Consider the following 21,873-nt stretch of genomic DNA (forward strand, 5'->3'; position numbering starts at 1 on the left):
GCCTTTTTTTGTTTTGGGCGATTCAACCATAAGGGTGGGCGACGCGACGAACTTGGGTTCCCGCCTGCGCGGGAACGACGGCTTTTAGGCCAGAGGGGAGAGCATGTAAAGCTGAAATGCAGACTGTCTCACCTACCCCCAAGACCGTCATTCCCGCGCAGGCGGGAATCCAAGCTCGTCGCATTCCCCAGCCACATTCAGCACCCGCAGCAAATGTAAACCATCACGGCAAACGTGGCAGGTTGTTAACCTTTCAACCTGTCTATACGGCATTACCTGCCTCGACCTCTCCGTTTTCGGGTAAAATCACCGATTCGGCGTTCGCGCCGCGCGTCGGCACGTCCATCGCTGCCACGCCACATCCAATTCCCAACAACACGCTGTTGCCCATGCCGAACTGGCTATTGCCTGAGAATATCGCCGATGTCTTGCCGTCCGAAGCGCGCAAGATCGAAGAGCTGCGCCGCCTGATGCTCGACAACTTCCGGCTGTACGGCTACGAGCTGGTCATGCCGCCGCTGCTCGAGTACACCGAATCGCTGCTGGCCGGCGCCGGCCTTGACACCGACCTCAAGACCTTCAAGGTGGTCGACCCGCAATCGGGCCGCCTGCTCGGCCTGCGCGCCGACATGACCACGCAAGTGGCGCGCATCGACGCCCACCTGCTCAACCGCGACACCATCACCCGCCTGTGCTATGCCGGCAGCGTGCTGCATACCCGACCATCGGGCTTGCACGCGACGCGCGAACCGGTGCAGATCGGCGCCGAGATCTACGGCCACGCCGGCCTGGAAGCCGACGCCGAGATCCAGGAGCTGGCGCTGGGCACGATGGCGCTGGCCGGCTTTACGGACGTGCGCCTCGACCTGGCCCACGTCGGCGTGCTGCGCGCGCTGCTGAACGAAGATCCGGCCGCCAAGCGCGACGAGACCCAGCTGTACGGCCTGCTGCGCGCCAAGGATGCGCCGGGCCTGGACGAGATCTCGAAGAATTACTACCCGCAGACGCGCCAGGCGCTGCTCGCCTTGCCGCACCTGTACGGCGACGTCGAGGTGCTGGCCAAGGCGCGCGAGGTGCTGCCGGCGCTGCCGGGCGTGCAGCGCGCGCTGGCCGAACTGGCGGCGCTGGCGGCGTCGGCCCTGGGCCGCGCGAACGTCGCGATCGACCTGGCCGACCTGCGCGGCTACCAGTACGAAAGCGGCGCCATGTTCGCGCTGTACGTGCCGGGCCTGCCGAACGCGGTGCTGCGCGGCGGGCGCTACGACCACGTGGGCGAAGCGTTCGGGCGCGCGCGTCCGGCCACCGGCTTCTCGCTCGACCTGCGCGAACTGGCGCGCCTGCTGCCGACGGCGCTGCGCAAGCATTCGATCCGCGCGCCATGGGGCAACGCCCCCGAGCTGAAAGAAAAAATCGCTGACCTGCGCAAGGCAGGCGAAGTCGTGATCCAGAGCATGCCGGGTCACGACAATATTCAGGACGAGTTCGAGTGCGACCGCGTGCTCGTCCTCGAAAACGGAAATTGGATTCTCAAAAACTTAGGTTAAGTGATGTCAAATACTAACGTGGCAAAAAACGTCGTCGTCATCGGTACCCAATGGGGCGATGAAGGCAAGGGCAAGATCGTCGACTGGCTGACCGACCACGCCGCCGGCGTGGTGCGTTTCCAGGGCGGCCATAACGCCGGCCATACCCTGGTGATCAAGGGCCAGAAGACCGCGCTGCAGCTGATCCCGTCGGGCATCATGCGCGAAGGCGTGGCCTGCTACATCGGCAACGGCGTGGTGGTTTCGGTGCCGGACGTGATGCGCGAAATCGACAAGCTGCAGGCAGCCGGCATCGAAGTCGTGTCGCGCCTGAAGATCTCGGAAGCGTGCCCGATCATCCTGCCTTACCACGTCGCCATCGACAAAGCCCGTGAAGCCAAGCGCGGCGAGAACAAGATCGGCACCACCGGCAAGGGCATCGGCCCGGCCTACGAAGACAAGGTGGCGCGCCGCGCGATCCGCATCGCCGACCTGCTCAACGAAGAGCGCTTTGCCGAGAAGCTCAAAGAGAACCTGGAATACCACAACCACGTGCTGGTGAACTACCTGGGCGCCGATCCGATCGACTTCCAGACCACCTACGACGACGCCATGGCCCTGGTCCCGCGCCTGCGTCCGATGGTCGCCGACGTCTCGTCGCTGCTGTACGCCGCGCACAAAGAGGGCGGCAAGCTGCTGTTCGAAGGCGCGCAGGGTTCGCTGCTGGACGTCGACCACGGCACCTATCCGTTCGTCACCTCGTCGAACTGCGTGGCCGGCAACGCCGCCGCTGGCGCCGGCGTCGGTCCGAACATGCTGCACTACATCCTGGGCATCACCAAGGCCTACACCACCCGCGTCGGCTCGGGCCCGTTCCCGGCCGAACTGCCGACCGATGCAGGCGTGGGCGAGCACCTGTCGCGCGTCGGCCACGAGTTCGGCACCGTGACCGGCCGCGCCCGCCGCTGCGGCTGGTTCGACGCCGCGCTGCTGCGCCGCTCGGTGCAGATCAACGGCGTGTCGGGTATGTGCCTGACCAAGCTGGACGTGCTGGACGGCCTGGAGTCGCTCAAGCTGTGCACCGGCTACACCGTGAATGGCCGTGCCGTGGACATCTTCCCGGTCGGCGCCGAAGAAGCCGCCCTGTGCGAGCCGGTGTACGAAGAGATGCCGGGCTGGAGCGAATCGACCGTCGGCGCCAAGTCGATGGCGGACCTGCCGGCCAATGCCCAGGCCTACATCAAGCGCATCGAAGAACTGGTTGGCGTGCCGATCGACATGGTGTCGACCGGTCCGGACCGCGAAGAGACCATCGTCCTGCGCCATCCGTTCGCAGCATAATTTAGAAGATTTGGAGTACTGAAAGATGAACACCCCTGTATCGACCGACAAGGACCTGTGGGTTTCCTGGGACGACTACAACCGCCTCGTCGAGCGCCTGGCGCTGCAAGTGTATGAATCGAACTGGAAGTTCGACATGGTGCTGTGCCTGGCGCGCGGCGGCGTGCGTCCGGGCGACGTGATCTCGCGCATCTTCGACGTGCCGCTGGCGATCCTGTCGACCAGCTCGTACCGCGAAGAAGCCGGCACCAAACAGGGCAACCTGGACATCGCCAAATACATGACGATGACCAAGGGCCCGCTCGCCGGCCGCATCCTGCTGGTCGACGACCTGGCCGACTCCGGCGTGACCCTGCAGCGCGTGCGCGAGCACCTGCAGACCAACTACCCGGACGTCACCGAAGTCAAATCGGCCGTCATCTGGGTCAAGGGCACCTCGACCTTCAAGCCGGACTATCACCTGCAGGACCTGCCGCACAACCCGTGGATTCACCAGCCGTTCGAGGATTACGACGGCCTGCGTCCGCACCAGCTGGCGGCGTGGCTGAAGAAGTTCGAAAAGTAATCCCGTCGTTAACGGGCGAATGAAGCAGGGAAGGGCGCGAGCTCTTCCCTGTTTTTTTATGCGCTTGGATTAATGTGAATACACATTGCGCCGAATATGCCCGAGGCATGGTCAGCGCAGTGACTTTTGTCGATCGCTCTTCGATAATTGATTGATTGAAACTTTCGATTGTCGACCGTGACCCTTTCCCTCCTGCGCCGTAGCGTCGTCGCCGCCTCGCTGGCTTTATTCGTCCTGCCTGCCGCCCATTGTGCTGGCCAGGAAGCCCCCGCCCAACCTGCCGCACCCGAAGCGCCCGCCAAACCAAAGTTCCTGCGTGCAGTCGAACTCGCCACGCAGGAAGTGCAGGACGTGCTGGAATCCAGTCCGCACCTGGGACGCAACATCGAGCGTCTGGTCGGTTTCCAGTTCAGCCCGGCCACCGCGCGCCTGCTCGAGGAAACAATCGGCACCGCGCAACCGATGCATCTCGAGCGGCTCGGCCAGAGCGACGGCCAGGACGCCTGGCGGGTGTTGATGCCGGCGCGCGAGCACGTCGTCGGCGACGGCGTCAGTATGCGCTGGACCGAATCGCCGACCGAACTGCGCGTCGACAAGAGCGGTCGCCGCCTGAGCTCGACCGGCACCTGGGCCGCGCTTGACATCAACGGCAAGGACACGCGCTTCGCGCTGCGCGACATGCGTGGCACGACCTCGCACCGCCTGGGCAAGGGCAAGCTGTGGTTCGGCACGGTGCAGGTCGGTGCGCGAAGCGTCGCGCTGGAAACCCTGGCGCCGGCCCCGGCCGGTCAGCAAGCCCAACCGGTCACGGTCACGATGCAAGACCTGGACTTCAACAGCAACACCACCGAGCGCGCCGCCACGATGGACATCGTGCAGCGCATGCGCATCGGCAGCATCGAAGTCGCGGGCGAGCGGGTGAACAACCTGATCATGAATTACCGCCTGAACCAGATCGACAAGCAGAACATGATCGAGATGACGGCGCGCCAGCGCCAGATCAGGAACGCGGACGGCGACGCCGAGCGCGAGACGACCGATCTGCTGGCGATGTTCAGGGACATGGCGCGCGCGTCCAGCAAGGCCGGCACCGCCTTGACCATCGACCGCATCAGCGCCGACTACGGCGGCCACACCTTCACGCTGCAGGGCCGCGTCGCGCTCAAGGGGGCAAAGGAGAGTGACTTCGACGATCTGGCGCAACTGTTCAAGCGCGTCGACGCCAGGTTCGACATCGCGGTGCCGGTGGCGCTGGTGAAGGCGGGTGCGCTGTCGGCCGCCAAGCGCCAGCTGGCGGCTGCCGGCCAGGCCAGCCAGGATCCGGCCGCGATGGCCCAGACCATGACCGACGTGGTGGTCGGCAAGCTGCTGGGCGAAGGCTTCGCCAAGCTCGACAAAGGCGTGCTGCGCGCCACCATCACGGTGCGCAGCGGCCAGCTGCGCGTCAACGGCAAGGAAGTGTCGCTGCCCAAGCCGCCGCAGCCGCAGTCTGTTCCGAACGGCGGACCGATGCCGACGATGCCGGCGCGCCAAGTCACCGGTTCGTGCGCCATGCCCGATTATCCGAAAGACGTGGTCGAGAGGGATGCGTTATTGATGCTGGGACTGCGCGTGCACGTGGACCAGACCGGCGTTCCCGGCGAGGTCACGATCGTGGACGCAAGCGCCTACCCGGACTACGACAAGCTGGTCGTGGCCGCCGTGGCAAGCTGCCGCTACGTTCCCGCCCTGCAGGGCAACACGCCGGTGGCCACGACCGTGCCGATCGTCATCATCCGTGAACAGGGCTCGGCGCGGCCCTGAGCGGCCGGCTTGACGGCAGCTAGCAGAGACAGGCCGGCCAAACTGCCGGCTTGTCTATACTTCTCTGCTAAGATTGCGGGATTATCGCCGCTGCATCACGCAGCCGGGTAAGCCAACAATAACAACGCCATGACCCAAAGCTTCTTCCAGACCTTCATCCTTCTCATCCTCGTCACCGACCCCTTTGGCAACGTCCCCCTGTTCGCCGCCGCCCTGAAAGACACGCCGGTCGAGCGCCGCGGCAAGATCGTGGTGCGCGAGTGCGCGATCGCCTTCCTGCTGCTGCTGGTGTTCATGTTCTTCGGCAAGCACTTCCTCGAAGCGCTGCACCTGAGCCCGGTCGCGCTGCGCATCGGCGGCGCCGTGATCCTGTTGATGATCGCGATCCGCATGATCTTCCCGCATCCGGACGGCGTGCTGGGCAAGAGCGAGCATGGCGAGCCGTTCATCGTGCCGCTGGCAATTCCCGCGCTGGCGGGCCCGTCGGCGCTGGCGACCGTGCTGCTGTTTTCCTCGACCAGCTTCACCGAGACCATGGTGCACGTGGCGGCGCTGGCCGCGGTCGGCGTGGTCTGGCTGGCGGTTTTCCTCAGTGCCGAAAAGCTGCAGCAGAAGCTCGGTCCGCAAGTGATGACGGCCTTCGAGCGTCTGATGGGCCTGATCCTGACGGCGATGTCGATCGAGATGCTGCTGGGCGGTATTCGCGAATTCGTGCAGACTTTGTAATCTTTGCAAGCCGTGCGGAACACGGCGCACTAATCTGGCACACTCTGGGCACGCACGCGACGTGCTTTCCAGGGAGTGCTTGAACGAATGAGTCCGGAGCAAGGCCAACAATCGGTGGCGTCATCTGAATTGCCATCCCTCTCGCTGTCCGCATCCTTGTCGTTCCTGAGCGGCGGCGGCATGATGGGCGCGATGATGCGCGCCCACGACTGGAGCGCGTCGCCGCTGGGCGACCCGGCCGCCTGGCCGCAGGCGCTGCGCACCGTGGTCGGGCTGATGCTCAATTCCAAGTTCCCGATGTTCGTGGCCTGGGGCGAGGGCCTGGGCTTCCTGTACAACGACTCCTATATCTCGGTGTTGGGCGACAAGCACCCGGCCGCGCTGGGGCGCCGCTTCCACGACGTCTGGGCCGAGATCTGGCACGACATCCATCCCCTGGTCGTGCGCGCCATGAACGGCGAGGCCAGCTACATGGACCGCCTGCCGCTGCGCATGCGCCGCCACGGTTACGACGAGCAGACCTGGTTCCGCTTTTCCTATTCGCCGGTGCGCGGCGAGGACGACCGCGTGGCCGGCATGTTCTGCGCCTGCGTCGAGATGACCGGCGAAGTGCTGGCCCAGCGCTACCGCGACGAAGAGAACGAGCGCCTGATGACCCTGTTCGAGCAGGCGCCCGGCATCATCGCCGTGCTGCGCGGGCCGGACCACGTGTTCGAGCTCACCAACCGCTCCTACCTGGCGCTGATAGGCCACCGCGCCCTGGTCGGCAAGCCGGCGCGCGAGGCGCTGCCCGAAGTCGAGGGGCAGGGCTTCTTCGAGCTGCTCGACCACGTCTACCAGACCGGTCAGCCGTTCGTCGGCCACGCCGTGCCGCTGCGCGTGCAGCGCGACCAGCACGATCCCCAAGCGCCGCTCGAACAGCGCTTCATCGACTTCGTCTACCAGCCGATCCGCGACGCGCACGGCAAGGTCTCGGGCATTTTCGTCGAGGGCAGCGACGTCACGATGCAAAAGCAGACCGAGGACGAACTGCGCGCGGCAAACCGCCAGAAGGACCAGTTCCTGGCCATGCTGGCGCACGAGCTGCGCAACCCGCTGGCGCCGATCACCACCGCGGCCCAGCTGCTGCAGCGCGGCCAGATGGACGCGCCCGGCATCCGGCGCGCCAGCGACATCATCGCGCGCCAGGCCGAGCACATGACGGCGCTGGTGAACGATTTATTGGACGTCTCGCGCGTGACGCGCGGGCTGGTGACGCTGAGCCGCGAAGCGCTCGACGTGGCCGCGCTTGTGCACGAGGCGGTGGAGCAGGTGCGGCCGCTGATCGACACCCGGCGCCACGCGCTGCAGGTCGAGGTCGCGCCGCAGCCGCTGCATGTCGAGGGCGACCGCACGCGCCTGATCCAGGTGCTGTCGAATATCCTCAACAACGCCGCCAAGTACACGGCGCCGGGCGGACGCATTGCGCTGCGCGCCGGCATCGAAAACGATTGCGTGACGGTGGCGGTGCGCGACAACGGGCAGGGCATCGAGCTGCCCGTGCTGCCCTATATTTTCGATCTGTTCATCCAGGCCGAGCGCACGCCGGACCGTTCGCAGGGCGGACTCGGGCTGGGGCTGGCGCTGGTGAAAAGCCTGGTGGCACTGCACGGCGGGCGGGTCGAGGCGCACAGCGAAGGGTCGGGGCAGGGGAGCGAGTTCGTGGTGCATCTGCCGCGCCTGCTCCAGGACGCACCATCGCCGCAGGCGCCGGGGGCCGATGCGGCAGCGTCCGAGAAGGGGCTGCGGGTGCTGCTGGTGGACGACAACGTCGACGCCGCCGAGATGCTGGGCACGCTGCTGGAGATGAGCGGCTACGCCGTGACGCTGGCCTTCAATGGCGAGGATGGGCTGGCCAATGCGGTGCGGGTGCGGCCGGATGCGGCGTTGCTCGACATCGGGCTGCCCGATATCGATGGGCATGAACTGGCGCGGCGTTTGCGTGCCATGCCGGAGACGGCAGGGGCGACGCTGATTGCGCTGACCGGGTATGGGCAGGTGGAAGACCAGCAGCGGGCGCTGAAGGCGGGGTTCGACCATCACATGGTCAAGCCGGCGGACCTGGGGAAATTGTTGGAGTTGCTGGCGACGGTTGAACGCGTCGGCGGCGGAGCCGCCAACCCTACGTAGATACGACGAGCGCCGCTAGGTAGGGTTGGCGGCTCGGCCGCCGACGCGGTGATGGTTGGCAGTGAGATCATCCGGCGCGAAAACGGCGCCGGTAACAATCGACGCGTGGACGGGAAACCCGGCTGCGCGCCCCGGTCCACCCTACGGCATGCCCGTTATGTGCCGAGCAGTGAGACGACGTTGTCGGCCCCCGACGCGGTGATGGTTGGCAGTGAGATCATCCGGCGCGAAAACGGCGCCGGTAACAATCGACGCGTGGACGGGAAACCCGGCTGCGCGCCCCGGTCCACCCTACGGCATGCCAGTTATTTGCCGAGCATTGAGACGACGTTGTCGGCCCCCGACGCGCCAAACGCCTGCTGCTTGAGCACATGCAGCTGGTCGCGCACCTGCGCCGCCTTTTCGAACTCGAGGTTCTTGGCGTGGTCGACCATGAGCTTCTCGAGGCGCTTGATCTCCTTGCTGATCTGCTTCTCGCTCATCGACTCGACCTTGGCCGTCGCGGCGTCCTCGTGGACGCCCTCGACCATCGCTCTCTGCGCGGCGTTGCTGTACACGCCGTCGATCATTTCCTTGATCTTCTTCTGCACACCCTTCGGCGTGATGCCGTTGGCTTCGTTGAAGGCGATCTGCTTGGCACGGCGGCGCTCGGTTTCGTCGATCGCGCGTCGCATCGAGTCGGTGACCTGGTCGCCGTACAGGATCGCCACGCCGTTCAGGTTACGCGCGGCGCGGCCGATGGTCTGGATCAGCGAGCGCTCGGAGCGCAGGAAGCCTTCCTTGTCCGCATCGAGCACCGCCACCAGCGACACTTCCGGCAAGTCCAGGCCCTCGCGCAGCAGGTTGATGCCGACCAGCACGTCGAAGGTGCCCAGGCGCAGGTCGCGCAGGATTTCCACGCGCTCGACGGTCTCGATATCGCTGTGCAGGTAGCGCACCTTGATGCCGTGGTCGCCCAGGTATTCGGTCAACTGCTCGGCCATGCGCTTGGTCAGCGTGGTCACCAGCACACGCTCGTCCTTGGCGATGCGGTCGTTAATCTCGCTCATCAGGTCGTCGACCTGCGACAGCGCAGGGCGCACGATGATCTGCGGGTCGACCAGGCCGGTCGGGCGCACCACCTGCTCGACCACGTTGTCGGCGTGCTGCTGCTCGTATTCGGCCGGCGTCGCCGATACGAAGATGGTCTGGCGCGACTTGCCTTCGAATTCCTCGAATTTCAGCGGCCGGTTGTCCAGCGCCGACGGCAGGCGGAAGCCGTAGTCGACCAGGTTGGTCTTGCGCGAGCGGTCGCCGTTGTACATCGCGTTGAGCTGGCCGATCATCACGTGCGACTCGTCCATGAACATGATCGCATCCTTCGGCAGGTAGTCGATCAGCGTCGGCGGCGGCTCGCCCGGCATCGCGCCCGACAGGTGGCGCGAATAGTTCTCGATGCCTTTGGTAAAACCGATCTCGGCCAGCATCTCGAGGTCGAAGCGGGTGCGCTGCTCGAGGCGCTGTTCTTCGATCAGCTTGTTTTGCTGGCGGAACTCTTCCAGGCGGTCGCGCAGTTCGGCCTTGATCGACTCGACCGCGCGCAGCACGGTCGAGCGCGGCGTGACGTAGTGCGAGCCCGGATAGACGGTGAAGCGCGGGATCTTCTGGCGCACCCGGCCCGTCAGCGGATCGAACAGCTGCAGCGACTCGATCTCGTCGTCGAACATCTCGACGCGGATCGCCAGCTCGGCGTGCTCGGCCGGGAAGATGTCGATGGTGTCGCCGCGCACGCGGAAACTGCCGCGCGAGAAATCCATCTCGTTGCGGGTGTACTGCATCTGGATCAGGCGCGCGATGATGTCGCGCTGCGCCACCTTGTCCTTGTGGCGCAGCGTCAGGATCATCTTGTGGTATTCGTTCGGATTACCGATACCGTAGATGGCCGACACGGTGGCCACGATGACCACGTCGCGCCGTTCCATCAGCGACTTGGTGCACGACAGGCGCATCTGCTCGATGTGCTCGTTGATCGACGAGTCCTTTTCGATGAACAGGTCGCGCTGCGGCACATAGGCTTCCGGCTGGTAATAGTCGTAGTACGAGACGAAGTACTCGACCGCGTTCTGCGGGAAGAATTCGCGGAACTCGGCGTACAGCTGGGCCGCCAGGGTTTTGTTGGGGGCGAACACGATGGCCGGCCGGCCGGCGCGCGCGATCACGTTGGCCATCGTGTACGTCTTGCCGGAACCGGTCACGCCAAGCAGCGTCTGGTACGACAGCCCGTCCTCGATGCCTTCCACCAGCCCGGCGATCGCGGTCGGCTGGTCGCCGGCCGGCGGGAACGGCTGGTGCAGTTTGAAGGGCGAATCCGGGAAGGTGATGACGGTCGGTTCGGGAGATGTTGCGATGGATAAATCAGCCATACGTTCAGACCTTTGCTAGAATGAGAATCCGCTTGCGGCCTTGTAGCATCAGGGGCCGCTGTCTATACAACCGCTGCGTCCCAGCCGACAAACTTAGTTTATCACGATGACTTCCACTGCCTCTGCCAGCTTATTTGGCGCCATTGAAATGGCCCCGCGCGACCCGATCCTGGGCATCACCGAAGCCTTCAATGCCGACACCAACCCTGCCAAGATCAACCTCGGCGTGGGCGTGTATTACGACGACAATGGCAAGGTTCCACTGCTGGCTTGCGTGCAGAAAGCGGAAGCGAAACTGATGGAGCAGCCAACGCCGCGCACCTACCTGCCGATCGACGGCCTGGCGGCGTACGACAAGGCCGTGCAAGAGCTCGTATTTGGTGCCGACAGCGCCGTAATTCAAGAGAAGCGTGCGATCACCGTGCAGGCCCTGGGCGGCACCGGCGCGCTGAAGATCGGCGCCGACTTCCTCAAGCGCTTCGTCCCGCACGCCGACGTCTACATCAGCGACCCGAGCTGGGAAAACCACCGCGCGCTGTTCGAAAGTGCCGGCTTCACCGTGCACAACTACGCCTACTACGATGCAGCCACCCGCGGCGTGAACTTCGACGGCATGCTGGCGGCGCTGAAGGCCATGCCGGCCGGCTCGATCGTCGTGCTGCACGCCTGCTGCCACAACCCGACCGGCGCCGACCTGTCGCAAGCGCAGTGGGATGAAGTCATCGCTGCGGTGAAAGCCGGCGGCCTGCTGCCGTTCCTGGACATGGCGTATCAAGGCTTCGCCGACGGCATCGCCGAAGACGGCGCCGTGGTGCGCCGCTTCGCCGACACCGGCATGCCGCTCCTGGTGTCGAACTCGTTCTCGAAGTCGTTCTCGCTGTACGGCGAGCGCGTCGGCGCGCTGTCGATCGTCGCCACCAGCGGCGAAGAGGCGGCCCGCGTGCTGTCGCAGCTCAAGCGCGTGGTGCGCACCAACTACTCGAACCCGCCGACCCACGGCGGCAAGGTAGTGGCCACCGTGCTGTCGACCCCGGAACTTCGCCAGCTGTGGGAAGAAGAACTGGCCGGCATGCGCGTGCGCATCCGCGAAATGCGCGGCGCCATGGTCGAAAAGCTGAAAGCCAAGGCCCCGGGCCACGATTTCGAATTCGTGCGCGAGCAGGTCGGCATGTTCTCGTATTCCGGTCTCACCAAGGAGCAAGTGGGCAAGCTGCGCGACGAGTCGATCTATGCGGTCGACACCGGCCGTATCTGCGTGGCGGCGCTCAATTCGAAGAACATTGACCGCGTCGTTGACGCGATTGCCAAAGTTCTCTAAAATCGCGGCTCTCCGCAGTTGCTGTAGCAGCGACGGAGAGCGGCAGAGCAGGGTCGAGCACGTTTCGGTTGTTTGCAAGTTTGACAGAAACGTTTCACCAACCCTATAATGCATGCATCAATTCCCTGATAGCTCAGTCGGTAGAGCGACGGACTGTTAATCCGCAGGTCCCTGGTTCGAGTCCAGGTCGGGGAGCCAGAATTAGAAAAGGCCGCATCTCAGGATGCGGCCTTTTTCGTTTGCGCGCCGCCAGCGCATTGGGAGCTATATGCAGCAACTGCCAAACAGCCACGCCACCCTGATCGAAGGGCAGATGTTCCGCTTTGCCAAGTCGGGGCAGGGCAAGCCGTCGATTGTCCTGCTTGCCGGCGCCGGCGGGCCGCTCGATTCCTGGTACAAGCTGTATCCCGAGATCGAGAGCCTGGGCACGGTGTTCGCCTACGACCGGCCCGGCGTCGGCGGCAGCGCCAAGCCGCGCGAAGCGCAATACGGCGAGACCGTGGTGGCGCAGCTGCGCCAGTTGTTGCAGGTGGCCGGCGTCGAGCCGCCGTTCGTGCTGGTCGGGCACTCGTTCGGCGGCCTGCACGCCAACCTGTTCGCGCGCGAATTCGCCGACGAGGTGGCGGGTGTGCTGTTCCTGGAGGCGACCGCGCCGGAAGACGTCAGCGGGCTCAAGCGCTTCCAGTCGCCGCTGCAGCGCGGCCTGGTCAAGCTGCTCGACCGCCTCTCGCCGCGCGACCCGTTCGACGAGATCCGCAACGAGCTCGAGACCGTCAAGGACATCGCCGACGCGCCCGGTTTCCCGCTGGTGCCGGTGACGGTGCTGTCGGGCACCAAGCGCCTGCCGCGCCTGCTGGTGCCGCAGGCGCTGGTGCGCGAGCGCGAACGCACCCAGCTCGGCCTGGCCGTGCTGTCGCCGCTGGGCGAGCGCATCAAGGCCGAGCGCAGTGCGCATTTCCCGCAGTTGTCGGAGCCGGAGCTGGTGCTGGATGCGCTGCGGCGCCTGGTCGCGCGCGTCGGGAGGGGCTGAATCCGGTTTTTCCGCAGGGAAGCTTGCGAAATCGAAAACAGCATGTATAATGCGGCCTCCATTCCCTGATAGCTCAGTCGGTAGAGCGACGGACTGTTAATCCGCAGGTCCCTGGTTCGAGTCCAGGTCGGGGAGCCAGAACAAGAGAAGGGCCGCATGCGAATGCGGCCCTTTTCGTTTATGGGTTGCCGGTCGAAGGCTTGCCCGATACCGGCTTCACCTTCGCCGCTGCCTCCAGCGCCCGCGCACGCGCCGTCTCGATCGACTCCGCCACTGCCAGCGCCACGCCCATGCGCCGCCGTGCAAACGACTCCGGCTTGCCGAACAGGCGCACGTCGGCGCCGGGCACGCGCAGCGCCTCGGCCACGCCTTCGAACGCGATGCCCGCCTCATCCAGCTGCCCGTAGATCACCGCCGACGCGCCGGGCGCACGCAGCGCCGCATTCGTCGGCAGCCCGAGGATCGCCTTCGCGTGCAGTTCGAATTCGCTCTGCACCTGGCTCGCCATGGTCACCATGCCGGTATCGTGCGGACGTGGGCTCACTTCCGAGAACCACACGGTGTCGCCTTTCACGAACAGCTCGACGCCGAACACGCCCAGTCCGCCCAGATTGCCGGTGACTTTCTCTGCGATATCGCGCGCGCGTTCCAGCGCCAGCGGCTGCATCGGATGCGGCTGCCACGATTCGACGTAGTCGCCCTGCACCTGCTTGTGGCCGATCGGTTCGCAGAAGGTGGTCTCGACCTGGCCGTCGGCGCCCAGCGAACGTACCGTCAGTAGCGTGATCTCGTAATCGAAGTCGATGAAGCCTTCCGCGATCACGCGGCCCGCGTCGACCCGGCCGCCGGCGGCGGCATACTCCCACGCGGCCTGCACGTCGGCGGCGCCGTCGAGCTTGGACTGGCCCTTGCCCGAGGACGACATCACCGGCTTGACCACGCACGGGAAGCCGACTGCGGCGCAGGCTTCCTGCAGTTCGGCCAGGCTGCTGGCGAAGCGGTAGGGCGAGGTGGCCAGGCCCAGTTCCTCGGCGGCCAGGCGGCGGATGCCTTCGCGGTTCATGGTCAGCTGGGCGGCGCGCGCGGTCGGGATGCAGGTGATGCGGCCCGCGGCTTCCAGTTCGGCCAGCTTGCCAGTGGCGATCGCTTCGATCTCGGGCACCACCAGGTCGGGACGTTCTTGGGCGATCAGCGCTTCCAGGGCGGCGCCGTCCGTCATGTCGATCACGTGGGCGCGGTGCGCCACCTGGTGGCCGGGCGCGTTCGGGTAGCGGTCGACGGCGATCACTTCGACGCCGAGGCGCTGCAGGGCGATGATTACTTCCTTGCCCAGCTCGCCGGAGCCGAGCAGCATGACGCGGGTGGCGGAAGGGGAGAGCGGAGTGCCGAGGGTGCGGGGTTGGGTCATGGTGACTGTAGGGGTAGTGAGGAATGCAGGACGACGCAGTGTGCGTTGGATTGGGTGCGACTATAGCAAAGCGGCATCGACCATGCAGGCAGGCCCGGGATTAGACGGCGATCCGAACGGCAAGCCGAACGGCGAGCCGACCCATTTGCAATCGAGCACTGGTCAAACTGAAATCCCGCGGCTATAATATTGCCTCAATTCCCTGATAGCTCAGTCGGTAGAGCGACGGACTGTTAATCCGCAGGTCCCTGGTTCGAGTCCAGGTCGGGGAGCCAGAATTAGAAAAGGCCGCATCTCAGGATGCGGCCTTTTTGCGTTGCGCGTCGTGTTCGCATCACGACCGCGGCGGCTGGCGCAACAAGGCATCGTCCTGCAGCGCCGCCGCCGGGCGCGCACGGCCGGCGCATGCTGCAGGAGGCCTTGGCCCCGATGGTTGACAGGCAGCCAGGCCAGCGGGGCGATCGCCTGCAGCGCGCCGGCGTAAAGATGTCGCACCGTCACGAAAGGCGGTAGGATGGTCGCTTTCGAAAGGAAGCTCATGACCCGCACGTTCAGGATCGCCGCGATCGCCGGCGACGGCATTGGCAAGGAAGTCCTCCCGGAAGGCATCAAGGTGCTGGAGGCGGCGGCCGCCCGTTTCGGCATCGCCCTCGAATTCACCCATTTCGCCTGGGCCAGCTGCGACTACTACCTCGAGCACGGCGACATGATGCCGCCCGACTGGAAGGAGCAACTGTCCGGCATGGACGCGATCTATTTCGGCGCGGTCGGCTGGCCGGCCACGGTGCCGGACCACATCTCGTTATGGGGTTCCCTGATCAAGTTCCGGCGCGAGTTCGACCAGTACATCAACCTGCGTCCGGTGCGCCTGTTCGACGGCGTGCCGTGCCCGCTGGCCGGGCGCAAGCCGGGCGACATCGACTTCTTCGTGGTGCGCGAAAACACCGAAGGCGAATACACCAACCTGGGCGGCATCATGTTCCCCGGCACCGAGCGCGAAGTGGTGATCCAGGAATCGGTGTTCTCGCGCCACGGCGCCGACCGCGTGCTGAAGTACGCCTTCGAGCTGGCCAATGCACGCGAGCGGCGCCACCTGACGGTGGCCACCAAGTCGAACGGCGTGGCGATCAGCATGCCGTGGTGGGACGGGCGCGCCGACGCGGTGAGCCGGGATTATTCCGAGGTCACGGTCGACAAGCAGCACATCGATATCCTGTGCGCGCGCTTCGTGCTGCAGCCGAACCGCTTCGATGTGGTGGTCGCCTCGAACCTGTTCGGCGACATCCTGTCCGATCTCGGTCCGGCCTGCACCGGCACCATCGGGCTGGCGCCGTCGGGCAACCTGAACCCGGAACGCCGTTTCCCGTCGCTGTTCGAGCCGGTGCACGGTTCGGCGCCGGACATCGCCGGCAAGGGCATCGCCAATCCGATCGCGATGATCTGGTCGGGCGCGATGATGCTGTCGTTCCTGGGCGACGGACCCGATGCGGGGCCGGAACTGCGCCAGGCCCACGACGCCATCGTGGCGGCGATCGAGCAGGTGCTGCGCGACGGTCCGCGCACGGGCGACCTGGGCGGCAAGGCGCCGACGATCGAGGTCGGCGACGCGATCGCCGCGCTGGTCGCGCGCGGCTGACCGTCACGGCGTCAGGCGGCGCCCAGGCGCCGCACGTGGCGCCGCTCCAGCAGTTCGAACATCCCCATCCCGGCCAGCATGGCCAGGAAGAACAGCCACGGCGCGGCGCCGCCGCTGGCCAGCGAAGCCACTGCCGGGCCGGGGCAATAGCCGGCCAGTCCCCAGCCGGCGCCGAACACCGCGCTGCCGAGCAGCAGACGGCGGTCGATGCGGGTCGCGCCCGGCAGCTGCAAGGATTCGCCGAGCAGGGTGCGGCGCCGCCGCCCTGCCAGCGCATAAGCCGGCGTAGCCGCCGCCAGCGCGCCCAGCATCACCAGGCCGAGCGAAAGGTCCCAGCGACCGGCCAGGTCGAGAAAGGCCAGCACCTTGGCCGGGTTAGTCATGCCGGCCAGGATCAGGCCGGTGCCGAACAGCAGGCCGGCGAGCAGGGCGAGTGCGGTCTTCATGCGGCTCCCTCCGCGATGACGTGGCGCAGCAGATACACCACGACAAAGCCTGCGCCCATGAAGACGGCGGTGGCGGCCAGCGAACGCGGCGAGCGGCGCGCCACGCCGCACACGCCGTGGCCGCTGGTGCAGCCGCCGCCGTAGCGGGTGCCGATGCCGACCAGCAGGCCCGAGGCCAGCAGCGCCAGCGCGCCGGCGTCGACTTCGACCACCGGCAGCGGCGCGGCCAGCATGTACAGCAGGGGCGCGCCGGCCAAGCCGGCGAGAAAGGCCAGGCGCCAGCGCACCTCGCCGCGAACCGGGCGCAGCAGTCCGCCGAGGATGCCGCTGACCCCGGCCACGCGCCCGCCCAGCAGTATCATGGCGGCCGCGGCCAGGCCGACCAGCAAGCCGCCGGCCAGCGCCGTCCATGGCGTGAAATTGGTCCAGTCGATGTGCATTCCCGCTCCCTCGCAATCCATTGGACCGCGGCGGCGCGCGAACTATCCGCAGGCCCGGGCCGGCAGGCCGTCAGCGCTGCTTTTTCTTGTTCGAGGTGTAGGTGCGGGTATAGAACCCGGGCGGCTTCTTCGCCACCCAGTCGATGAAGGCGCGGATATCGTCGTGCCCGCGCAGCGCATCCCAGGTGTGATAGGTCTGCAGCAGCTCGCGCTCGGTGAAGGCCGAGTGGATCTTGCGATGGCAGATCTTGTGGATCGGGAACTGCTCCTTGCCCTTGAAGGTTTTCGGGATCAGGTGGTGGCGGTCGATATGGACGGTCCCGAGGATTCGCCCGCAAAGAGGGCACATTTCTTCATGCACGCTAACTCCCGGTTGTGTTCGATACGCTTATCAGATATGGTGTTGAGCTTAAGATGCACAAGTGTTGACCCGTAATAGCGATCAAAACAAAGGCGGTTCGGACTCTTGTAACAGGGTGATGGTGTAAAATTTAACCTTACTACTTTGCAACAATTCCTCCCCCTGAAAGCGACGCAGTTGCAATGATCGAAGACGACTTCACCCGCTGTTCCGTGCTGTTGATCGACGATGAGTCTTTCGCCCAGGACATCATCGCCCATGGCCTGAAAGGCTGTGCCGGCCACCAGCTCTGCTACGAGTCGAGCGCCGCGCGCGCCGTCGACGTCGCGCGCGAAGTCGCTGCGACCGTGGTGCTGGTCGACCTGCGCATGCCGGAAGTCGACGGCTTCGACGTCACCGCGGCGCTGCGTGCCCATCCCGACACCCACGACGTGCCGGTGATCCTGCTCTCGTCAGAAGACGACCCGGACATCAAGGCCAAGGCGTTCGCGGTCGGCGCCAACGACTACATGGTCAAGTGGCCCGATCCGCGCGAACTGGTGGCGCGCGTGCGCTACCACAGCGCCGCCTGCATCGCGCGCCGCGAACGCGACCAGGCCCATGAATCGCTGCGCCTGAGCCAGGAGCAGCTGGCGGCCAGCCAGTCGGCGCTGCACCAGGCGCAGAAGATGGAAGCGATCGGCCAGCTCACCGGCGGCGTCGCCCACGACTTCAACAACGTGCTGCAGATCATCGGCGGCAACCTGCAATTGCTGAAACTGGTTGGCAGCCTGAACGAGGCCGCCCGCACCCGGGTCGAGATGGCGCTGTCGGGCGTCGAGCGCGGCGCCAAGCTGGCCGCGCACCTGCTCGCCTTCGCGCGCCGCCAGCCGCTGCAGTCGGTGGTGATCGACCCCGGCCACCTGGTGCGCGAGATGGACGACATGATGCGCCGCGTGCTGGGCGGCGGCACCCGCGTGGTGACCGAGATCGCGCCCGGCCTGGGCAGCACCAACGTCGACCCCAACCAGCTCAATAACGTGCTGCTGAACCTGGCGATCAATGCGCGCGACGCGATGGCCGGCGGCGGCACCCTGACCATCCGCGCCAGAAACGCCGCGCCGGACGACGAGCTGCCGGCCGAAGTGCCGAAAAACGATTACGTCATGCTCGAGATCGCCGACACCGGCAGCGGCATGCCGCCCGACGTGCTGCGGCGCGCCTTCGAACCCTTCTTCACCACCAAGCCGACCGGGCAGGGCACCGGCCTGGGCCTGTCGATGGCCTACGGCTTCGTCAAGCAGTCGGGCGGCGAAATCGTCCTGCGCAGCGAAGTCGGCGTCGGCACCAGCGTACGCATCTACCTGCCGCGCAGCAGCGCCGCCCTGCACGTGACCGAGCCCGAACAGCACGGCCCGCTGGCCGGTGGCCTGGAGACCATCCTGGTGGTCGAAGACGAAGAAGACGTGCGCACCTCGACCTGCGGCATCCTGTCGGCGCTCGGCTACGATGTGCTGGAAGCGGGCGACGCCGCCGCCGCGGCGGCCATCATCGAGGGCGGACGCCAGATCGACCTGGTGTTCACCGACGTGATCATGCCGGGTCCGGTCAGCAGCCTGCAGCTGGGCGAGATCGTGGCGCGCCACCAGCCCGACTGCCAGATCCTGTACACCTCGGGCTATGCCGAGGGCGTGCTTGCCCACGAAGGCAAGCTGGACGCGTCGGTGCACCTGCTGCAAAAGCCGTATCATCCGGACGCGCTGAGTGCGCGCATCCGCCACCTGCTGCGGCGCGCCAGGCGCAGCGCCGGCGGCGCGGCGAATGGCGCCGGCAAGAGCCCGGCTTACCTGAACCTGAACTGAGATTCAACCGCTGGCGTGCGTCTGGCACGCGCAGACGTGACGACGCCGGCCTGAACAGGCCGGCGTCGTCGTTCTGGCGTACCGCTTTCGGCGTGCTTACTTTGGCGCGCTTACTTCGGCTTGACGTAGCGGCGCGACCCCGGCGGCGGTTCGTTGAGCACCGCCCAGAAGATGCCGAGGTCGGCGATTGCGCGCACGAACTCGGCGAAGTCCACCGGTTTCACCACGTACGCGTTGACGCCCAGCTGGTAGCTGCGCACCACGTCCTGTTCTTCCTTGGACGAGGTCAGCATCACCACCGGCACCGGCCTCAAGGCTTCGGTGTTGCGGATTTCCTTCAGCACTTCGAGGCCGTCGACCTTCGGCAATTTGAGGTCGAGCAGGATCACGGCCGGGCTGCCGACCGGGCGTTCGGCGAACTCGCCGCGCCGGTGCAGGTAATCGAGCGCATCGGCGCCGTCGCGCACCACCACGACCTCGTTGGCCAGCTGGCTCTTGGCCAGCGCGATGAGCGTCAGTTCCAGGTCGTGGGGATTGTCTTCCACTAGCAGGATGGGCTTGAGCATGGTTGGTCTCAGGTAACAGGGAGTTGTTTTGGAATGCTGAACGAGAAGGTCGCGCCTTCTGCTTGTTTTGATTCGGCCCAGACGCGGCCGTTGTGGCGTTCGACGATGCGGCGCACGTTGGCCAGGCCGATGCCGGTGCCCTGGAAGTCTTCCATCCGGTGCAGGCGCTGGAACACGCCGAACAGCTTGTGCACGTAGTCCATGTTGAAGCCGGCGCCGTTGTCGGCCACGTGGAACACGGTCTCGTCCTGCTTGTCATCGGCCCAGATGCGGATCACGGCCGGGTCGCGCGCGGCCGTGAACTTGACCGCGTTCGACAGCAGGTTGAACAGCGCCAGGTGCAGGAAGGTCGGGTCGGCGTGGATGGTCGGCAGCGCGTCGATGTGCCAGTCGACGTTGCGCTGGCCGATCTCGATGCCCAGCTTGTCGATGCAGGCCGAGACCAGTTCGGCCATGTCGACGTCGGCCGGGCGCAGCGCCGCGCGGCCCATCTGCGAGAACGACAGCAGGTCGTCCACCAGCTTGCCGGCCAGGCGCGCCGATTCCTTGATGTTCTTCAGGAAGCGCTGGCGCATGATCGCATCCTCGGCGCCGGCCGATTCGATCAACAGGTCGGAAAAGCCGACGATGTGGCGCAGCGGCGCGCGCAGGTCGTGCGAGACCGAGTACGAGAACGCCTCCAGTTCCTTGTTCGAGCGGCTCAGTTCCTCGGCCAGTTCGGCCATCTGTTCGGCGCGCTCGAGCGCGATGCCCAGCAGCGCGCTGCGGAACTCGATCGCCAGTTCGATCTCGGCCGCGTGCCATGGCAGGCTGTGGCCGTGGATCGTCTCGCGCCAGGCGGCGAAGCTCTGGCGCGGAGACAGCTGGGTCGGCGCGCCCGGGGGCGCCTGCTTTTCGTAGGGATTGCCGGCCCACTCGACGGTCTGCACCAGCTCCGGGCGGAACCACAGCAGGTAGTGCTGGTGGATGCGCGAGATCGGCAGCGCCATCAGGCCGCTGGCGTTGCGCATCAGGTCTTTGGCCGGCGGGTAGACGTCGGCCAGGTGGTCGGTGTGGAACAGTTCGGTGTGGCCGTGCACCGCGAGCCAGGTTGCCAGGCCGCGGATCGCTTCTTCTCCCGGCGCATCGCCGTAGGTCAGGATGCGCTCGTCGGCGACGATCGCCACGCCGCCGGCGCGCGCGAAGCGCAGCAGCTCGGGGAATACGCCGCTGAGGTTGTCGACGAAGTCGGCGCCCTTGGTCAGGTGGCCGAGCAGGTCGACCATCACGCGCCGCACGTCGAGGCGGAACTGCAGCTCGCCGGCGTCCTCGCGCGTCTCGATGCACAGCGACAGGATCTGGCCCAGTTGCTCGCAGGCGGTGCGCTTCTCGACCGCCACCGGGCACGGCCCGGCGTTGTGGCACGAGATCAGGCCCCACAATTTACCCTTGACGATCAGCGACACCGACATCGACGCCAGCGTGCCCATGTTGCGCATGTATTGCAGGTGCACCGGCGAGACGCTGCGCAGGGCGGCGAACGACAGGTCGTTGCGTGCTCCGGTCAGGGGATTGTCGCCCGGCACCAGCGGCGAAGGCTGGTAGTTGGCGTCCTGGATCAGGCGGATCGGCGACAGCCGGTACAGGTCGCGCGCCTGGGCCGGGATGTCGCTGGCCGGGAACGACTGGCCCAGGTAGGAGTCGTAGCCGGGGGCGAGCGACTCCGCCACCACACGGCCATGGCCGCTGGGGTCGAACTGGTAGACCATCACGCGTCCGTAGCCGGTCACCGAGCGCACGTGGCGCGCGGCCAGCTCGGACAGCGCCGGGATCGAGGCGTGCTCGTTGACTTTCTGCAGGAAGTCGCTGACCAGCGGATACAGGTGGCGGAAGTCGGCCGGCTGCGGGCGGTCGACGTTCTCGAATTCGATGATGAGCAGCCCGTCCCAGGCGTGGCCGAGCACGTCGAAGTGCTTGCCATTGGCGGCGGTGATGGTGCCCAGGTAGAGCGGGCGCGCGCCGAGGTCGGCGCCGCCCAGTTCGTGCTCGAGGCGGGCGCCGGCCGCGTCGCCGATGACGTCGCGCAACGCGCGGCCGATGGCGGCGCCGGCCTCGGCGCCGGTCCAGTCGGCCAGGTTGGCGCTGGCCTGCAGCACTTCCAGCCCGGATGACAGCGTCAGCATGAAGCCGTGCGGCTGGATGCTGCCGGGCGTACGGATCGGTTCGACGTCGCAGCCGGACAGATCGAGGTGGTCGGGAGAAGCCTGGGTCATGGAGCCTTGAAGTCGCACGCAGGGAACAGGACGGTATTTTACCGTG

General features: G+C 66.2%; 17 protein-coding genes and 3 tRNA genes. 13 read left to right on the top strand and 7 right to left on the bottom strand.

Annotated elements, in window-relative coordinates:
• The first annotated feature begins 389 nt into the window (after positions 1–389).
• The 6 genes from QPK27_RS04885 (at position 390) to QPK27_RS04910 (ending at position 8,127) form a co-directional block, all read left to right on the top strand.
• On the top strand, positions 390–1,544 hold the full coding sequence (locus QPK27_RS04885) for an ATP phosphoribosyltransferase regulatory subunit (RefSeq protein WP_290417084.1): 1,155 nt from the start codon (positions 390–392) through the stop codon (positions 1,542–1,544).
• Positions 1,545–1,547: 3 nt separating this feature from the next.
• Complete coding sequence (locus QPK27_RS04890) at positions 1,548–2,864, top strand: adenylosuccinate synthase (RefSeq protein ID WP_290417085.1); 1,317 nt, start codon at positions 1,548–1,550, stop codon at positions 2,862–2,864.
• A 25-nt stretch (positions 2,865–2,889) separates the two neighbouring features.
• Positions 2,890–3,429: a phosphoribosyltransferase gene (locus QPK27_RS04895; protein WP_290417086.1), complete on the top strand. Its 540-nt coding sequence runs from the start codon at positions 2,890–2,892 to the stop codon at positions 3,427–3,429.
• Between the two features lie 177 nt (positions 3,430–3,606).
• Positions 3,607–5,232 carry a DUF945 family protein gene (locus tag QPK27_RS04900; protein ID WP_290417087.1) on the top strand — a complete coding sequence of 542 codons (1,626 nt, stop codon included), beginning with the start codon at positions 3,607–3,609 and terminating at the stop codon, positions 5,230–5,232.
• Positions 5,233–5,361: 129 nt separating this feature from the next.
• Positions 5,362–5,958, top strand: coding sequence for a MarC family protein (locus QPK27_RS04905; RefSeq protein ID WP_290417088.1), 597 nt, complete (start codon positions 5,362–5,364; stop codon positions 5,956–5,958).
• 129 nt (positions 5,959–6,087) lie between these two features.
• A complete protein-coding gene (locus QPK27_RS04910) occupies positions 6,088–8,127 on the top strand; it encodes an ATP-binding protein (protein ID WP_290417089.1) in 2,040 nt (679 codons plus the stop codon).
• Between the two features lie 305 nt (positions 8,128–8,432).
• On the opposite strand, the gene uvrB is transcribed toward QPK27_RS04910, so the two are convergent.
• Positions 8,433–10,529 (bottom strand): excinuclease ABC subunit UvrB, encoded by a 2,097-nt coding sequence (gene uvrB, locus QPK27_RS04915; RefSeq protein ID WP_290417090.1) that lies wholly within the window; start codon positions 10,527–10,529, stop codon positions 8,433–8,435.
• 106 nt (positions 10,530–10,635) lie between these two features.
• On the opposite strand from uvrB, the gene QPK27_RS04920 reads away from it, so the two are divergent.
• The 4 genes from QPK27_RS04920 (at position 10,636) to QPK27_RS04935 (ending at position 13,015) form a co-directional block, all read left to right on the top strand.
• Positions 10,636–11,847 (top strand): amino acid aminotransferase, encoded by a 1,212-nt coding sequence (locus QPK27_RS04920; RefSeq protein WP_290417091.1) that lies wholly within the window; start codon positions 10,636–10,638, stop codon positions 11,845–11,847.
• A gap of 122 nt (positions 11,848–11,969) precedes the next feature.
• Positions 11,970–12,045, top strand: a tRNA-Asn gene (locus QPK27_RS04925).
• A gap of 70 nt (positions 12,046–12,115) precedes the next feature.
• On the top strand, positions 12,116–12,877 hold the full coding sequence (locus tag QPK27_RS04930) for an alpha/beta fold hydrolase (RefSeq protein WP_290417092.1): 762 nt from the start codon (positions 12,116–12,118) through the stop codon (positions 12,875–12,877).
• 62 nt (positions 12,878–12,939) lie between these two features.
• A tRNA-Asn gene (locus tag QPK27_RS04935) sits at positions 12,940–13,015 on the top strand.
• A gap of 40 nt (positions 13,016–13,055) precedes the next feature.
• Here the strand turns inward: QPK27_RS04935 and purT are convergent.
• Entirely contained in the window at positions 13,056–14,285 is a 1,230-nt protein-coding gene (gene purT, locus QPK27_RS04940) for a formate-dependent phosphoribosylglycinamide formyltransferase (RefSeq protein WP_290417093.1), read from the bottom strand.
• 199 nt (positions 14,286–14,484) lie between these two features.
• On the opposite strand from purT, the gene QPK27_RS04945 reads away from it, so the two are divergent.
• Positions 14,485–14,560 (top strand) — tRNA-Asn (locus QPK27_RS04945).
• A gap of 263 nt (positions 14,561–14,823) precedes the next feature.
• A complete protein-coding gene (locus tag QPK27_RS04950) occupies positions 14,824–15,921 on the top strand; it encodes a tartrate dehydrogenase (protein WP_290417094.1) in 1,098 nt (365 codons plus the stop codon).
• Between the two features lie 11 nt (positions 15,922–15,932).
• On the opposite strand, the gene QPK27_RS04955 is transcribed toward QPK27_RS04950, so the two are convergent.
• The 3 genes from QPK27_RS04955 to QPK27_RS04965 all read right to left on the bottom strand — a co-directional run bounded on the left by QPK27_RS04955 (position 15,933) and on the right by QPK27_RS04965 (position 17,168).
• Positions 15,933–16,367, bottom strand: coding sequence for a DUF6691 family protein (locus tag QPK27_RS04955; RefSeq protein ID WP_290417095.1), 435 nt, complete (start codon positions 16,365–16,367; stop codon positions 15,933–15,935).
• Positions 16,364–16,807: a YeeE/YedE family protein gene (locus QPK27_RS04960; protein WP_290417096.1), complete on the bottom strand. Its 444-nt coding sequence runs from the start codon at positions 16,805–16,807 to the stop codon at positions 16,364–16,366. Before QPK27_RS04960 ends, QPK27_RS04955 begins: the two co-directional genes overlap by 4 nt.
• Positions 16,808–16,877: 70 nt before the next feature.
• Positions 16,878–17,168 (bottom strand): hypothetical protein, encoded by a 291-nt coding sequence (locus QPK27_RS04965; protein ID WP_290417097.1) that lies wholly within the window; start codon positions 17,166–17,168, stop codon positions 16,878–16,880.
• A 182-nt stretch (positions 17,169–17,350) separates the two neighbouring features.
• Here QPK27_RS04965 and QPK27_RS04970 point away from each other — a divergent pair, with 182 nt between their 5' ends.
• The gene (locus tag QPK27_RS04970) at positions 17,351–19,009 is read left to right on the top strand and encodes a response regulator (RefSeq protein WP_290417098.1); all 1,659 of its coding nucleotides are present in this window, start codon (positions 17,351–17,353) and stop codon (positions 19,007–19,009) included.
• Positions 19,010–19,119: 110 nt separating this feature from the next.
• Here the strand turns inward: QPK27_RS04970 and QPK27_RS04975 are convergent, their stop codons facing one another.
• Together QPK27_RS04975 and QPK27_RS04980 are read right to left on the bottom strand one after the other, a co-directional pair.
• Positions 19,120–19,575: a response regulator gene (locus QPK27_RS04975; RefSeq protein ID WP_290417099.1), complete on the bottom strand. Its 456-nt coding sequence runs from the start codon at positions 19,573–19,575 to the stop codon at positions 19,120–19,122.
• An 8-nt stretch (positions 19,576–19,583) separates the two neighbouring features.
• On the bottom strand, positions 19,584–21,827 hold the full coding sequence (locus QPK27_RS04980) for an ATP-binding protein (RefSeq protein WP_290417100.1): 2,244 nt from the start codon (positions 21,825–21,827) through the stop codon (positions 19,584–19,586).
• Positions 21,828–21,873: the final 46 nt, after the last annotated feature.

It is taken from the genome of Massilia sp. YIM B02443 (assembly GCF_030411955.1).
GTDB lineage: Bacteria > Pseudomonadota > Gammaproteobacteria > Burkholderiales > Burkholderiaceae_D > Telluria.